Source organism: Azospirillum sp. TSO22-1 (assembly GCF_003116015.1).
Classification (GTDB): Bacteria; Pseudomonadota; Alphaproteobacteria; order Azospirillales; family Azospirillaceae; genus Azospirillum.
Map to the genome: position 1 here is coordinate 1 of NZ_LGQZ01000174.1, position 14,725 is coordinate 14,725.

Sequence of the window (14,725 nt, forward strand, 5' to 3'; positions counted from 1 at the left end):
CGGCGACGGCACCCTCGCCGCCGGCGAGGTGCGGCTGCTGTCGAAGTTCAGCGGCGCCCCGGGCCTGGGCGCCGGCAGCCTCAGCCTCGGCTGAGCAGGGCCGGCGCGCCGCACAGGGTGCGCGCGGCCTCCTCCACGGCGTCCACCGCGATGCCGTCCATCAGCCCGGCCCCGCCGGCCTTCCAGCGGGCGAACAGGGCCTCGCGCGGCTCGGCGCTGACCACGGCGCGGGCCCGCGGGCCCCAGGGGCCGTACATCTCCGGCCAGCCGGGGCCGAACAGGCCGATGGTCGGCGTCCCGACCGCGGCGGCGATGTGCATCAGGCCGGAATCGTTGCCGACGTACAGCGCCGCCCGCCGCAGGCAGGCCGCCGCCGCCAGCGGGTCGGTGCGGCCGGTGAGGTCGATGGCCGCCCCGCCCAGGGCGTCCAGCAGCGGCCGGGCGCGCGCCACCTCGTTGCCGGCGGCGAAGACCGCCACCCGGGCCCCCGGCAGCACGCCCGCCGGCCCGGTCAGCCGGCGCGCCAGCTCGGCGAAGCGTTCCGACGGCCACTCCTTGCCCGGCCAGTTGGCGGTGGGGCCCAGGGCAAGGATGGGGGCGAGGATGGGCGCGGCGTGCGTGCGCGCCGGCAGCAGGCGTTCGGCCTCCGCCTCGGCCGCGGCGTCGATCCACAGGCGCGGCGCCGGGGCCGGCGACACGCCGAGGACGGCGGCGATCTCCTCCACCTTGTGGGCGCCGGGCAGGCGCCGGTGGGTGGCGAGGCGGCGGCTCGGCACCAGCCGGCCGACCGCGGAGTTGCGCAGGTCGACCACCAGGTCCCACCGCGTGCCGACGCAGGCCAGCCACAGGGAGAGCCAGTGCCGCGCGAAGGACCGCTTGGCGAGCGGGATGAGCCGGTCGAGCCGCGGCACGGCGCGCAGCAGGGGCGCGGCGATCGGCCCGCAGGCGACGGTGAGGCGGGCGTCCGGGTGCGCCTCCACCAGATGGCCGAGCAGCCCGGTGGACAGCACCGCGTCGCCGATGCGGTTCGAGGTGATGAAGAGGATGCGCACGGGCGGCCCGTCAGCCGGCGGCGGCCGCCGCCGGGCGCCGGGGCAGCCGCCGGCCGCCGGCCAGCACCCAGCCGGCCGGCAGCAGCACCAGCAGCGGCAGCAGGTACATCAGCGGGATGAAGTTGCCCATGCGGGTGGACAGGCTGGTCAGGCCCAGCGACGCCGCCTGCAGCACCACCACGGCGAGGATCGCCAGCGTCACCCGCGACGCCTGGCCGCGCCGGTTGAACTCGCCGGACAGCAGGCTGGCCAGCGCCACCAGGACGAAGGCCAGCGAGAACAGCGGCGAGGACAGGCGGTGGTGCAGCTCCGCCCGCATCTGCCGGACGATGCGGTCGTACTGGGCGAGGTCGGCTGGCGGGTCGAGCAGCTCGGCCATGGAGCGCTCGCGGGCGTCCGGCCAGCGGTCGCCGCGGGTGTCGGTGCGCAGCTTGATGTCGATGGCGTAGCGCTCGAAGTACAGCTCCGACAGGCGGCCCTTGATCTGGTCCATCTCCTGCCGGTTGCCGTTGAAGACGACGAAGCGCGCCCCCGCCTCGCCCGGCACCATGACGGCGTTCTCGCCCATGATGGTCACCGGCTTGCCGGCGACGCGGGCGTCGTGGATCAGCACGCCGTGCAGGTTGCCGTCCTGGTCGCGGCTGCGCAGGTAGACGCTGAGCTTCTCGCCGACGTCGTTGAACACGCCCTCGCGCAGGAACAGCTGCGAGTAGTCGTTCTTCACCGCGTACTCCAGGCGCACCAGCTCGCGGTGCGCGGCCGGGGTCAGCCAGACGTTCAGCAGGAAGACGATGCCCATCACCCCGGCGGCGAGCACCAGCGCCGGCCGCGCCAGCCGGAACGGCCCGACGCCGGCGGCGCGCATCACCACCAGCTCGCTGTCCATGGTCAGCCGGTTGTAGGTGAACAGCACCGCGCCGACGAGCGCGATCGGCAGCACGATGCCCAGGAAGGTCGGCACCGTCAGCAGCAGCAGCCACAGGAACAGCCGCAGCGGCGCCCCGGCCTCGACGACGATCTCGATCAGGCGCAGCGACTGCGTCAGCCAGATGGTCACGGTCAGGCCGGCCGTCGAATAGAGGGTCGCCACCAAGAGATTGCGGAACAGGTAGCGTTCCAGTCGGGTCATCATCACTGCGGATCCGCGAAAAGGCGGCCAGAGGCTGACGGGGAGCGCCCCCCAGGTCAAGAGGCATGCGGCATACCCCCGGTCGGACGGGTTGCCGGGCGGCGGGCTTCCTGGCAGAAAGCCCGCCATGGACATCGCCCGCCCCTTCCTGCTCGCCGTTCTCCTGCTCGCCGCGGCGCCCGCCCGGGCGGACGCGCCCAGCCTCGCGGTGCCGGTGGACTGCGCGATCGGCCGGGAGTGCTTCATCCAGAACTTCGTGGACGACGACCCCGGGCCGGGTGCCGGCGACTACGCCTGCGGGCGGCTGACCTACGACGACCACAAGGGCACCGACTTCCGCGTCCCCGACCTCGGCGCGATGCGGCGCGGCGTCGCGGTGACGGCGGCGGCGGCGGGGCGGGTCACCCGGGTGCGCGACGGCATGGACGACGTCAGCATCCGCGACCCCGGCAAGGGCGACATCGCCGGCCGCGAGGCCGGCAACGCGGTGGTGGTCGAGCACGGCGACGGCTGGGAGACGCAGTACAGCCACCTGCGCAAGGGCAGCATCGCCGTCCGCCCCGGCGACACGGTCGAGGCCGGGCAGAAGCTCGGCCTGATCGGGCTGTCCGGCAACACCGAGTTCCCGCACGTAGACTTCGCCGTCCGCCGCGACGGCCGGACCATCGACCCCTTCGTCGGGCCGGAGCCCGCCGCCGCCTGCGGCGGCAGCCGCGCCCCGCTGTGGGGAGAGGCGGCCCGGACGGCGCTGGCCTATCAGGCGACGGGCGTGCTGAACGCCGGCTTCGCCGGCGAGGCGCCGGTGGACGCCAAGGCCCGCGACGGCGGCTACGCCGGCGCGGCGCCGGGCCGGGACGCGCCGGTGCTCGCCTTCTGGGGCGACCTGTTCGGCGGCCAGGCGGGCGACCAGCTCAGCCTGCGCATCCACGGCCCGGACGGCCGGGAGATCAAGCGCGGCACCGCCACCCTGCCCAAGCCCCTGGCCGCCCTGTTCCTGGCGGTGGCGGCGAACCGTCCCGCCGCCGGCTGGCCGCCGGGCACCTACAGCGGCCGGCTCAGCGTCACCCGCAACGGCGCCGTGGTGGCGGACGCCGAGCGGCGCATCGAGATCCGCTAGCCGGGGGAAAGACACGCATGGACGACCGCCTTCCGACCGGCCTGTGGGTGATGGGCCACATCCGCGCCGCCGACGCCCAGGGCGTGCCGATGATGGTGCTGCGCAAGGGCGACCCGTCGCGCGGCACGGTGCTGCTCAAGCTCAACCGGCTCGACGGGCGCTTCGCCGTGCTGGCGCAGGCCCGCCGCGACGAGCGGCTGGGCTGGTCGCGGGCGACCGGCCCGGAGCCGGTCGAGGAGTCGGTGGCCGACGCCTACATCGCCCGCCAGCTCAAGCACGACCCCGACCTCTGGGTCGTCGAGGTCGAGGACCGGCAGGGCCGCCACTGGTTCGAGGGCGCCGTGTTCTGACGCCGTCAGGCGTCGTGCGACGGGCCGAGCCGGGGCGGCGCCGCCGGAGCCAGGGCGCTCTCCCAGGGCGCCAGGGTTTCCCGCAGGTCCACCGCCGTCATCACGCCCGCCATCGCCGGCGCCGCCAGGGGCGCCGCGAGCGGGTCGTCCGCGGCGGCCGGCTCCCAGGCAGCGGGTACGGCCGCCGCGGCCGCCGGCAGCCCCTGGAAGAACTGCGCCGCGTCGTCCTCCTGGAGCGCCTGCAGGCCGGCGGCGCTGCGGCCCTCGCGCACCCCGTAGGTGACGTAGTGCCGCTCGGCGGCCCGCGCGTCGGCGCCGAACGCCGCGACCAGGTCCGGGTAGCCGGCCAGGTAGCCGGCCGGGTCGAACCCGTCCAGCGGCCGGCGCTCGAACACGCCGTGCGTCACGTAGTGCAGCGCCGCCGCCCCGGCGTCGCCGCCGTAGGCGCGCGCCACGTCGGGGTTGCTGCTCATGTAGCGCAGCGCGTCGAAGGGCGCCGCGGTGGACGGGTCGAGCGGCACGACGGCGCCGTCGGCGAAGCGCGCGCTCTGGATGTTGGTGAGCACGCTGTTGCCGTCCGGCCCGGCGACGACGTAGGTGCCGGCGAGCGCCGGGTCGGTCATGCGGGTCAGCGCGTAGGCCGCGCGGGCCTGGGCGAACACCGCGGTGTTGCCGCCGCCGCCGCCGTCCAGCGCGTCGCCCAGGGCGTTGGGGATCAGCGTGTCGTCGCCGGCGCCGCCGTAGGCGCGCTGCACCCGCGTGCCGAAGGCGAGCCCGAGGGCGGCCTGCCCGCCCACCGTGCTGACCCCGCCGGGGCGCAGGTCGAGGGTGACCGGCGCCGCCTGCGCGCGGGCGTCCAGCGCGTTGACGCCGTTCGGGTCCCAGACGGCGCGGTAGCGGCCGCCCTCCACCGCGTAGCCGGTGTCGCCGGGGGCCGCGGCCATGTTGGCGCCGTACAGGTGCTGCACGGCGGCGATGTCGTAGATCGACGGCCCGGTCGGCCAGACGCCCGCCGGCACGGTGCCCTGGTTGTAGGACATGACGCTGTAGACGCGGTTGTCCTCGGCGGCCGGCAGGAAGGGGTCCTGGCCCTGCCGGATCCGCGCGTCGTAGTCGCCGGGGTGCTTGAGGCCGAGCGCGTGGCCGGTCTCGTGCACCAGCGTCAGGAACGCGTAGGTGCCCTGGACCGGCGCGGCGTTGCCGGCAACGTCGTTGGCCAGGAAGACCCCGCCGCCGGGCGCGGCCCCGGGGTAGTAGGCGTAGGCGGCCGAGGCGCCGCCCTGGCGGTTGGTGCCGAAGCGGATCTCCGCCGCCGGGTCCGCGGTCTCGACGAAGGTCAGGCCGGCGACCGCCGCCCACGCCCCGAGCGCCTGCCGGGCCGCCGCCTTCTGCGCCTCGCCCATCGGGGCGAAGCCCGACGCGTCGGCGCCGGTCAGGCCGGCGGCGCTGCCCGGGAAGCCGAAGGTGACGGTGGCGGCCTGCCCGGTCTGCCCGCCGCCGAGCACCGTGCCTCCCGGCCCCCAGTGCGCGGCGCCCGGCGCCAGCAGCGCGGACACGTAGTAGGGAGCAGTGGCCGACTCCATGGATAATCCCTGCCTTCCGAAATGACGCCCTCCGACGGCGCGGCGATGGCGCCGTCGATGCAGGACAAACGCGTCAGGGGTCGGTCGGTTGCACGGGATGCGCGTTCGGATGCCTGCGTCGGGGCGATGTCCCATCTTTCGACCAGGCTGGTCATCGTGCGGTCACGCCGTCCCGCCTATCCTCCGGCGCCGGAACGCAGACAAAAGCGAGTGACACGCCATGGCAACGGGCACGAAGGGCAACGTCGTCGTCATCGACAGCGGCTGGTCGTCCTCCTGGGACACCGGCACGCTGGTCTACCAGCAGGATTTCCTGAACGGCGACAACGACGCGAAGACCACCCTCGCCAACACGCACGGCGCCCTGGTGACGTCGGAGATCGTGCAGAAGGACCCCGGGGTCGGGATCATCGCGCTGAAGGTGCTGCCCGACGACGGCAGCGCCACCAGCGACGCCACCATCGAGAAGGCGATGCAGTGGGTGGTCGCCAACGCCGACGCCTACAACGTGGTCGCCGTCAATCTGTCGCTGGCCGGCGGCGCCGTCGCCGCGCCGACCACCACCAGCTTCTCCGACGAGGTCGCCGCGCTGGCGGCCAAGCGCGTCCTCACCGTCGCCGCCGCCGGCAACGCCGGCCAGGACGGCGCCACGCAGGATGTCTCGTTCTACGCCGCCGACCCCAACGTGGTCTGCGTCTCCGCCTCGACCGGCGACGGCCAGTTCCCGACCTGGGCGCAGCGCAGCCCGGCGCTGACCGACATCTGCGCCGACGGCACCCAGGTCCCGCTGACCAACCTGGCCGGCCAGACCTACCTGGCAAGCGGCTCCTCCTTCGCCGCCCCGGCGGTGACCGCCGCGGTGGCGCAGGTGCAGGAGGCCGCCATGCAGCTGCGCGGCAGCCGCCTCAGCGCCGACGAGTTCGTCGCGCTGGCCAGGGAGACCGGCAAGCCGGTCGGCGGCACCGGCTACGCCGACCTCGACACGGCGGCGCTGCTCGCCAAGCTAGCCGCCACCTACAAGGCCGCCCCGGCCGCCGGCGGCGGCACGACCGTCGTGGTCAACGCCCAGGGCACCGCGGCGGGCGGCGTCGATGCGCACTTCAACCTGCTGATCGACGGCAAGAAGGTCGGCGAGAACACCGTCGGCGCCAGCGCCAAGGACTTCGCCTTCACCGCCGACGTCGCGCCGGACGCCGCGCACAAGGTGCAGGTGCAGTACGACAACGACACGGTGATCAACGGCCAGGACCGCAACCTGATCGTCAACAAGATTACCATCGGCGGCCACGCCGTCGCCCCGACCGCCAGCAACGTCACCTACGACAAGGGTGCCCTTGACGGCCGCGACGTGGCGGCAGGCCAGTCCGGCCTGTGGTGGAGCGGCACGCTGGTGGTCAACGCCGACAAATCGTACTTCCCAGCGGCATCGGCGGCAGGCGGCGCCGACGCGGTCTGGGCGCACGCCGTCGCACAGGGGCAGCCCCAGCTTGCGGCGGCAGCCGCCGCCTCCACCGACGACCTGCACCACACCGCGGTCGACACGGCGGCACTGCTCCCGTTCGAGCCGCACGCCTTCGACACGACGCCCGACTGGCACGCGGCCTGACGGCCGCTCAGCCTCCCTCCACCCCGGCCAGGGCGCACTCCAGCGCGTCCAGGTCGGCGGTAAAGTCGGCGTCGCGATCCGCCGCCCCCGCCGCGGCGACGCGGCGGTAGGGTATCCGCAGCCGTCCGGCCAACCGTTGGAAGTGGTTCAGGCTCGGCGCGCCAGAGGTCAGCTCGATCAGCGCGCAGCGCTCCGGCGGTGCCCAGGCCAGGTTGGTCAGGCCGGCGCCGTGCGCGCCCAGCACGATCCGCGCCCGGCGGAACAGCCGGACCTGCTCGAGGAAGCCCATGCCGGCGAGCGACACCGCCGCGAAGCCGCGCGAAGCCGCCCACGCCGCCACCTCCGCCTCGTTGCGCAGGCGCCGCCGGGCGGCGTCGCCACGCAGCACCAGGATGCGACGTCCTTCTCCGTCCCCCCCATCCTCTCCCCCGACCAGCGGCAGGAAGGCGTTGCGCAGCGCGGCGAGCGCCACCGGGTGGACGTACCCGTAGCTCGACAGGTTCGAGACCACGCAGACGCTGCGCAGCCACGTCGGCCCCGCCACCGGCAGCAGCGCATCCATCGGCACGCCGAGGAGGTCCAGGGACTCCCGCATATAGCCGGCGAGCGCCGCGCACGCCAGCAGCCGGCGCCCTTCCCACAGCTCCTCGCAGGCGCGCAGCGCCAGCAGCCGCGGCAGCGTGTCGATGACCCAGTGGTAATAGTTGGCCGGCGACGGCCCGCCCAGCCACAGGCACTCCTCCTCGACGGCGGCCGGCATGCCCTCAAGCTCGACGTGGAACACCCGCTCCTCCAGCGGGGCGCCGGGGTTGAGCGCCCCCGCCGGCTTCGCCGGCCAGACCGCCACGCCGCCCAGCACCAGATGCCCGTCCCCGGTGAGGAAGCGCCAGTCGCCGGGGGTCGGCAACGCCACCACGTCGCACAGCCGGAACAGCGCCGGATCGAGTGTCGCGGCGCCGTACCCCGGCGGCAGCCGGAGCGGCGCCGGCGCCAACCGGGCGAGCCGGGCGCCACGCTGCTCGATGCTGGCATAGGCCGCCCGCATGACGACGGTGCCGCGGCCGGTCGGGTGCCAGATCCCACCGTCGGACAGCCCCTGATCGCCGTGCATGCCGCCACCCGCTTGCCGATTCCGCGCCGGGGCGACGCCGGCCGCTCCCGCACACCGGCAGGATGGGTACGGCCGCCGGTCGCGGCAACCGACGCAAACGGTCTGCCCTACCCGGGATAGGGACCCGCCGGCACCGCGCCCGCCCTGCCCCGTCCGCATCCGCCCACCCGGATACGCCGTCCGCCGCGCGAGAATGGGTAACGCGAAGACGAAGACAGGACAACGCGGCCGGCGAGCCCCTACCCATTTCCGGAATTCTCTCATTCGAAAAGACGGAAGTCGCCATACTCCCAGTCTACCTGCTTCACGAGCCATGCTTACCCTGATCGCGAAAGTCCTCTTGCAATCTACTCACATCTATCGTTGCCGACATCCAGGTGAATGGCGACGATTAGCCCGGAATTTCGGATTGTGAGCGTCGTTGTATTTGCCAAATTAGGACCACACCACCGCTTCATTGGTGAATTCAGTCCATAACCGGTCACCAGAATTGACCGGAACGGACACGTTCTGCCTGAGCCCTTTGGTGGCGGGCGACATCGCAAGGAGACATAGAAGTGCATGAGATACTGATCGCGGACGGCGGCCTCGAGGACTTCAACGTCCTGGCCGCGCAACAGCGCCCCGGCATTCGCACCATCCTGGTTTCCGCGTCCGAGGATGCCCACGCCATCCTGGCCGCCGCGCTCGCCGAGCGTCCGTCCACCGTGCACCTCCTGGCGCACGGCGAGCCGGGCCGCGTGCTGCTGGGCGCGCACCCGCTCGACCTCGCCTCGCTAGCCGACCGCTGCTGGCCGGACGCCACGGGCACCGAGATCCTGATCCACGCCTGCCGCACCGGCGCCGGCGAGGCCGGGCGCCGCTTCCTCGACCGCTTGGCGGCGGCGACCGGCACCCGGGTGGCGGCGTCCTCTCGCCCGGTGGGCGACGCCGCGCTCGGCGGGCGCTGGACGCTCGACGTCGCGACCGCAGCCGTGCACGCCTCGTCTCCCTTCGCCGGCACCCCGGCGTGGCCACACCTGCTGGCCTTCACCGGCACGCCCAGCAACGGCAACGACACGCTGGTCGGCGACGACACCGGCAACACCATCAACGGCCAGGGCGGCGACGACAGCATCGTCGGCGGCACCGGCCACGACTTCCTGATGGGCGGCGCCGGCGACGACCGCCTGGAGGCCGGCGGCAACGACGGCCTGATCGTCAACGGCCAAGCCGGCGACGTGCTGGAGGGCGGAGCGGGCGCCGACACCCTGGTCGGCGGCAACGGCTTCAACAACGCCACCTACGAGAACTCCACCGCGGGCATCACCCTCGACCTCGGCACGCCGGCCAACAGCACCGGCGACGCGGCTGGCGACGTCTTCGTCAACATCCAGCGTTGGATCGGCACCGGCTACGACGACACCATGACCGCCGGCGCCGACCCGGTGTGGTTCTGGGGCCATGCCGGCAACGACGTCGAGCACGGCAGCGCCGGCAACGACACGCTGGAGGCCGGCGACGGCGACGACACCCAATACGGCGGGGCCGGCGACGACCTGCTCTACGGGCGCGCCGACAACGACCTGATGTATGGCGACGGCGGCAACGATTCGATGGCCGGCGGCGGCGGCCTCGACGTGATGCACGGCGGGGCCGGCAACGATCTGATGAAGGGCGACTGGGGCCAGGACACCATCGACGGCGGCGACGGCGACGATACTATCCTCGCCGGCATGGACGTCGCCGGGACCTATTCGGAGGCGCAGTCCGACCTCATCGACGGCGGCGCCGGCAACGACCGCTACGTCGTCGTCAACCAAGCCGACGCCGGCACGGTCAGCTTCAACGGCGGCACCGGCACCGACACGCTGGAGATCTCCTCGGCCGAACTGACCGACTGGGAGTTCAACACCGCCCCCGCCTCGGCGGCGGTCAACATCGCCGGCATGACGCTGACCAGCGTCGAGACGCTGGCGCTCACCGGTGCGGCGGCGCACGACGTCACCATGACCGCGGCTCAGGCCGCCGGCTTCACCAGCGTCACCGGGCTGAAGGCGGGCGACGTGCTCCGCATCTCTGGCCTAGCCATCGGCGCCGGCGACGTCACCGCCGAGGTGGCGAACGGCAACACCCTGTTGCACATCGGCAGCGGCGGCGGCGCGGTGACCCTGACGCTGGCCGGTGTCTTCGATACCACGCAGTTCGTGGTCGCCAACAACGCCGTCGGCTACGGCGGCGCGCCCCCGGCCGGCGGCGGCACGGGTGGAACCCCCGGCGGAACCCCCGGCGGCGATCCGGGCAACCCCGGCGACCCCACCGGCAACCAAACGATCGCCGGCACGGCGGGCGACGACGCGCTGGCCGGCGGCGCCGGCGACGACACGATCACCGGCGCCGGCGGCAACGACTACATGACGGGCGGCGCCGGATCCGACACCTTCGTCTTCGGGGCGACCAACGGCTACTCGACCATCGCCGACTTCCAGGCCGGTGCCGGCGGCGACGTCATCGACCTGCGGGCGTTCACCGCGCTGACCGGCATGGGCGACCTCATCACCCAGGAGGACGAGACCGGGACGTTCATCTACCCGGTCGACGATTACAGCAGCGGCATCATCCTGTCCGGCGTCCAGCTGGCCGACCTCACCGCTGCCAACTTCCGCTTCGCCGGGCAGTCGGAGGAGCCGCCCCCGCCGGCCGTGCTGTCCATCGGCCCGCAGACCGTCTCGCACGCGGAGGGCGACGCCGGCACCACCACCGACTTCACCTTCACGGTCACCCGCACCGGCAGCACCGTCGGCGAAGCCACGGTGGGGTGGGCGGTCCAGGGCTGGGGCATGGCTCCGATCGACGGGAACGACATCGTCGGCGGCTCTCTGACAGGCGATCTGATGCAGGGTACCCTGACCTTCGCGGACGGCGAGACGTCGAAGGAGATCGTGGTGACCGCAAGGGGAGACAACGACTACGAGCCGGGCTCCCGCGGGTTCGACGAGCAGTTCCGCGTCATCCTGACACAGGCCACGAACGCCACGGTCTCTCCCGATGGTGGAGGGGCGCTCGGCATCATCGTCAACGACGACGAACCGCCGGCCCCGACGCCGGGCGAGATCGCCATGGCCGGCGGCACGGTGACGCACGCCGAGGGGGCGGCCGGTTCCACCACCGAGTACGCCTTCACCGTCACCCGCTCCGGCAACACCGCGGGCGCCTCCACGGTGCAGTGGGCGGTCGCCGGCTCCGGCGCCAATGCGGCCGACGCGGCCGACTTCGGCGGCAGCCTGCCGGGCGGCGCGGTCAGCTTCGCCGACGGCGAGACGACCAGGACCATCACCGTCGCGGTCGCCGGCGACGGCGCGGTGGAGAGCGACGAGGGCTTCACCGTCACCCTGTCGAACGCCACCGGCGCCACCCTCGGCGCCACGGTGAGCGCGCTCGGCGTCATCACCAACGACGACGCGTCGTCGCCCCCGCCGCAGGATCCGCCCCCGCAGAACCCGCCGCCGACGCAGCAGGACCCGACGCCGCCGGTCACGGTGCCGCAGGACCCGATCACGCCGCAGACCCCGACGCCGGAGCCGCCGGTGGACCCGGTCTCCCAGCCGGTGGTGCAGCCGGTGGCGCTGCCCTTCACGCCGCTGGCCTACATCGCCTCCCACCCCGACCTGATCGCGGCGTTCGGGGCCAACGCCGAGGCCGGCCTGCAGCACTACGAGCAGTACGGCCAGGCCGAGGGCCGCATCGTCACCTTCGACCCGCTGGCCTACGGCGCCTCCTACGCCGACCTGTCGGCCGCCTTCGGTGCCGACCGCGACGCGCTGGCCCGCCACTACATCCAGTACGGGCACGCCGAGGGGCGGACGATCACCTTCGACCCGGTGGTCTACGGCGAGGCCTACCCGGACCTCACCGCGGCCTTCGGCTCGGACCGTGACGCGCTGTCGCGCCACTACATCGAGCACGGCCGGGCCGAGGGCCGGCTGCCCTTCGACCCGCTGGCCTACGGCGCCTCGTACGAGGACCTGTCGGCGGCCTTCGGCACCAACCGCGACGCGCTGGCGTGGCACTACCAGACGTTCGGGCAGGCCGAGGGGCGCACGGTGAGCTTCGACGCGCTCAACTACCTGGCGGCCAACGCCGACGTGGCGGCGGCCTTCGGCGAGAACGTCCCGGCGGCGGCCGCGCACTACATCCAGTTCGGGCGCCAGGAGGGCCGCAGCGCCGAAGGCTTCGACACGCTGCGCTACATCGCCAGCAACGACGACCTGATCGCCGCCTTCGGCACCGACACCAACGCCGCGGAGCTGCATTACCTCCGCCACGGCCGGCAGGAGGGCCGCTCGCTCACCGCCTTCGACCCGGCCAGCCTCGGCGGCGTGACGCCGCAGAGCGCCCACGACGTCACCGTGGCCTACATCCACCAGCGCCAGCTGGAGCTGTCCAACCAGGTGCGGGTGGCGATGATGGCGGCGGAGCTGTCGCCGTCCGACGGGCAGGGGCTGGACGCCCTCTCCCTGCACGCCCAGGACGGCAGCGGGTCGCTGACGTGGTCCGACGGCGCCGCGTCGCAGGGCCCGCAGGCGAACCGCCACGACAACACGGTGCTCTAACCCGTCTCCTGCGATGGACGGACTTGCGGCCGGCACGACAGTGCCGGCCGCCTTTTTATGTCCGGCGCCCCCCACCCTGCTATGATCGCGCCCCGCCCCTTCCTCCCGCCGGGTGCCCCGCATGACCGACCGATCGCACACCGAGGCCGCCGCCACGCTCGACCTGCTCGACGATCTGGTCCGCCGGGCGGCGGCGGCCGGCGCCGACGACGCCGACGCGGTCGCCGCCGACGGCGTGTCGCTGACCGCCGCCAGCCGCTTCGGCGCGCTGGAGCGGGTCATCCGCGCCGAGTCCCGGAAGCTCGGCCTGCGGGTGTTCGTCGGCCGGCGCCAGGCCATCGTCTCCACCGCCGACCGCACCCCGCGGGCGCTGGCCGACCTGGTGGAGCGCGCCGTCGCCATGGCCCGCGCGGTGCCCGAGGACCCGTTCTGCGGCCTCGCCGAGCCCGGCCTGTGGGCGCGCTCCTGGCCGGACCTCGACCTCTGCGACCCCGCCAAGCCCGACCCGGCGGAACTGGCCGGGCAGGCGCGCGCCGCCGAGGAGGCCGCCCTGGCGGTGCCCGGCGTGGTCAACTCGCGGACGGTCGAGGCGAGCTGGAGCCGCTCGGTGACGGCGCTGGTGGCGAGCAACGGCTTCGCCGGGGCGCACGCGCACACGCGGCGCTCGCTGCTCGCCTGGATGCTGGCCGGCGACGGTACGGTCATGGAGCGCGACCACGAGCACGACACCACCGTGCACGCCGCCGACCTGCGCAACCCCGCCGGCATCGGCCGCCGGGCCGGGGAGCGCGCCGCGGCCAGGCTCGGCGCCCGCAAGGTGGGCAGCCGCAGGGTGCCCGTGGTGTTCGAGCCGCGCACCGCGGCCTCGCTGCTCGACCATCTGGTGGCTGCGGTCTCCGGCCCGGCGGTGGCGCGCGGCACCAGCTTCCTGAAGGACCGGCTGGGCCAGCCGGTCTTCCCCGCCGGCGTCACCGTGGTAGACGACCCGCTGCGCCGCCGCGGGCTGCGCTCGCGCCCCTTCGACGCGGAGGGGATGGCCGTCGCCCCGCGCGCCATCGTCGAGGACGGCCGGCTGGCCGGCTGGCTGCTCGACCTGCGCTCGGCCCGGCAGCTCGGGCTGGCCGGCACCGGCCACGCCGCGCGCGGCGTCTCCGGCCCGCCGGGCCCGGCGCCGTCCAACATCCACATGGCGGCCGGCAGGCGCTCGCGGGACTCCCTCCTCGGCGAGATCAGGGACGGGCTCTACGTCACCGAACTGATGGGCATGGGCGTCAATCCCGTCACCGGCGACTACAGCCGCGGCGCCAGCGGCTTCTGGATCGAGGACGGACAGCTGGCCTACCCGGTCAGCGAGCTGACGGTGGCGGGCAACCTCAAGGACATGTTCCTGAACCTGGAGGCGGCCGACGACCTCGACGCGCGCTACGGCATGGACGCGCCGACCGTGCGCATCGACGGCATGACGGTCGCGGGCCTTTGACGGGATCGTCCGAGGGGGATGGTGCTGCCAGAGAGGATTGAACTCTCGACCTCTCCCTTACCAAGGGAGTGCTCTACCACTGAGCTACGGCAGCGCACCGCGTCCCCGACCTTGAACCGGACCGTTCCGGGTCGGGGCGCGGTGATTAGCAAAGCCGGGCCGGCCTGTCAAACATCAACAGCCCGAACCCGGCGGCGTCAGCCGGCGGAGACGCTGTTGTCCTTGCGCCGGGCGAGCTGGATCTGCCCGTCGGCGCAGCGGACGTAGGTGGTCTTGCCGGGCTTCAGCCCGTCCATGACCGTCACCAGCGCCCGCGGGATGCCGGCGAACTCCTTCGAGCCGCGCGGCTGGCCGTTGTAGGTCGCCACGTGCCCGCGCAGCTGCTCGCGGGACACCGGCTTGCCGTCGTTGCCGATCATCAGAACGCCTTGCGCAGTTCCTCGACGAGGTCGGTCTTCTCCCAGGAGAAGCCGCCGTCGGCGTCCGGCTCGCGGCCGAAGTGGCCGTAGGCGGCGGTGCGCGCGTAGATCGGCTTGTTCAGCCCGAGGTGCGTGCGGATGCCGCGCGGGGACAGGTTCACCAGCTGCTGCAGCACGTCCGACAGGCGGTCCTCGTCCACCTTACCCGTGCCCGCGGTGTCGATGTACACCGACAAAGGCTTCGACACGCCGATCGCGTAGCTCAGCTGGATCGTGCACTTGTCGG

Annotated in this window: 11 protein-coding genes and 1 tRNA gene; 5 read left to right on the forward strand and 7 right to left on the reverse strand. The window is 73.6% G+C overall.

The features are described 5' to 3' along the window. Positions 1 to 80: 80 nt before the first annotated feature. Both TSO221_RS32355 and lptF read right to left on the reverse strand, forming a co-directional pair. Positions 81 to 1,052: a glycosyltransferase family 9 protein gene (locus TSO221_RS32355; RefSeq protein ID WP_109122588.1), complete on the reverse strand. Its 972-nt coding sequence runs from the start codon at positions 1,050 to 1,052 to the stop codon at positions 81 to 83. Between the two features lie 10 nt (positions 1,053 to 1,062). Then, a complete protein-coding gene (gene lptF, locus TSO221_RS32360) occupies positions 1,063 to 2,184 on the reverse strand; it encodes an LPS export ABC transporter permease LptF (RefSeq protein ID WP_247878374.1) in 1,122 nt (373 codons plus the stop codon). A gap of 124 nt (positions 2,185 to 2,308) precedes the next feature. Between lptF and TSO221_RS32365 the strand changes: the two genes are divergently transcribed. Beyond that, positions 2,309 to 3,298, forward strand: a complete 990-nt coding sequence (locus tag TSO221_RS32365; protein WP_109122589.1) for a M23 family metallopeptidase — start codon at positions 2,309 to 2,311, stop codon at positions 3,296 to 3,298. A gap of 17 nt (positions 3,299 to 3,315) precedes the next feature. Then, positions 3,316 to 3,648, forward strand: coding sequence for a DUF1491 family protein (locus tag TSO221_RS32370; protein WP_109122590.1), 333 nt, complete (start codon positions 3,316 to 3,318; stop codon positions 3,646 to 3,648). 5 nt (positions 3,649 to 3,653) lie between these two features. On the opposite strand, the gene TSO221_RS32375 is transcribed toward TSO221_RS32370, so the two are convergent. Then, on the reverse strand, positions 3,654 to 5,231 hold the full coding sequence (locus tag TSO221_RS32375) for a matrixin family metalloprotease (protein ID WP_158284276.1): 1,578 nt from the start codon (positions 5,229 to 5,231) through the stop codon (positions 3,654 to 3,656). Between the two features lie 220 nt (positions 5,232 to 5,451). Between TSO221_RS32375 and TSO221_RS36990 the strand changes: the two genes are divergently transcribed. Beyond that, complete coding sequence (locus tag TSO221_RS36990; protein WP_109122592.1) at positions 5,452 to 6,837, forward strand: carbohydrate-binding domain-containing protein; 1,386 nt, start codon at positions 5,452 to 5,454, stop codon at positions 6,835 to 6,837. A 7-nt stretch (positions 6,838 to 6,844) separates the two neighbouring features. Here the strand turns inward: TSO221_RS36990 and TSO221_RS32385 are convergent, their stop codons facing one another. Next, positions 6,845 to 7,948, reverse strand: a complete 1,104-nt coding sequence (locus TSO221_RS32385; RefSeq protein WP_158284277.1) for a glycosyltransferase family 61 protein — start codon at positions 7,946 to 7,948, stop codon at positions 6,845 to 6,847. Positions 7,949 to 8,505: 557 nt separating this feature from the next. Between TSO221_RS32385 and TSO221_RS32390 the strand changes: the two genes are divergently transcribed. Together TSO221_RS32390 and TSO221_RS32395 are read left to right on the forward strand one after the other, a co-directional pair. Next, positions 8,506 to 12,540 carry a DUF4347 domain-containing protein gene (locus TSO221_RS32390; protein WP_109122594.1) on the forward strand — a complete coding sequence of 1,345 codons (4,035 nt, stop codon included), beginning with the start codon at positions 8,506 to 8,508 and terminating at the stop codon, positions 12,538 to 12,540. Positions 12,541 to 12,661: 121 nt separating this feature from the next. Beyond that, positions 12,662 to 14,020 (forward strand): metallopeptidase TldD-related protein, encoded by a 1,359-nt coding sequence (locus tag TSO221_RS32395; protein WP_109122595.1) that lies wholly within the window; start codon positions 12,662 to 12,664, stop codon positions 14,018 to 14,020. A gap of 19 nt (positions 14,021 to 14,039) precedes the next feature. Here the strand turns inward: TSO221_RS32395 and TSO221_RS32400 are convergent. The 3 genes from TSO221_RS32400 to TSO221_RS32410 all read right to left on the reverse strand — a co-directional run. Then, a tRNA-Thr gene (locus TSO221_RS32400) sits at positions 14,040 to 14,114 on the reverse strand. 103 nt (positions 14,115 to 14,217) lie between these two features. Beyond that, a complete protein-coding gene (locus TSO221_RS32405; RefSeq protein ID WP_109122596.1) occupies positions 14,218 to 14,439 on the reverse strand; it encodes a hypothetical protein in 222 nt (73 codons plus the stop codon). Further along, positions 14,439 to 14,725: methionine adenosyltransferase domain-containing protein (locus TSO221_RS32410; protein ID WP_158284278.1), on the reverse strand; the 287-nt coding region annotated here is incomplete at its 5' end. The genes TSO221_RS32410 and TSO221_RS32405, both read right to left, overlap by 1 nt.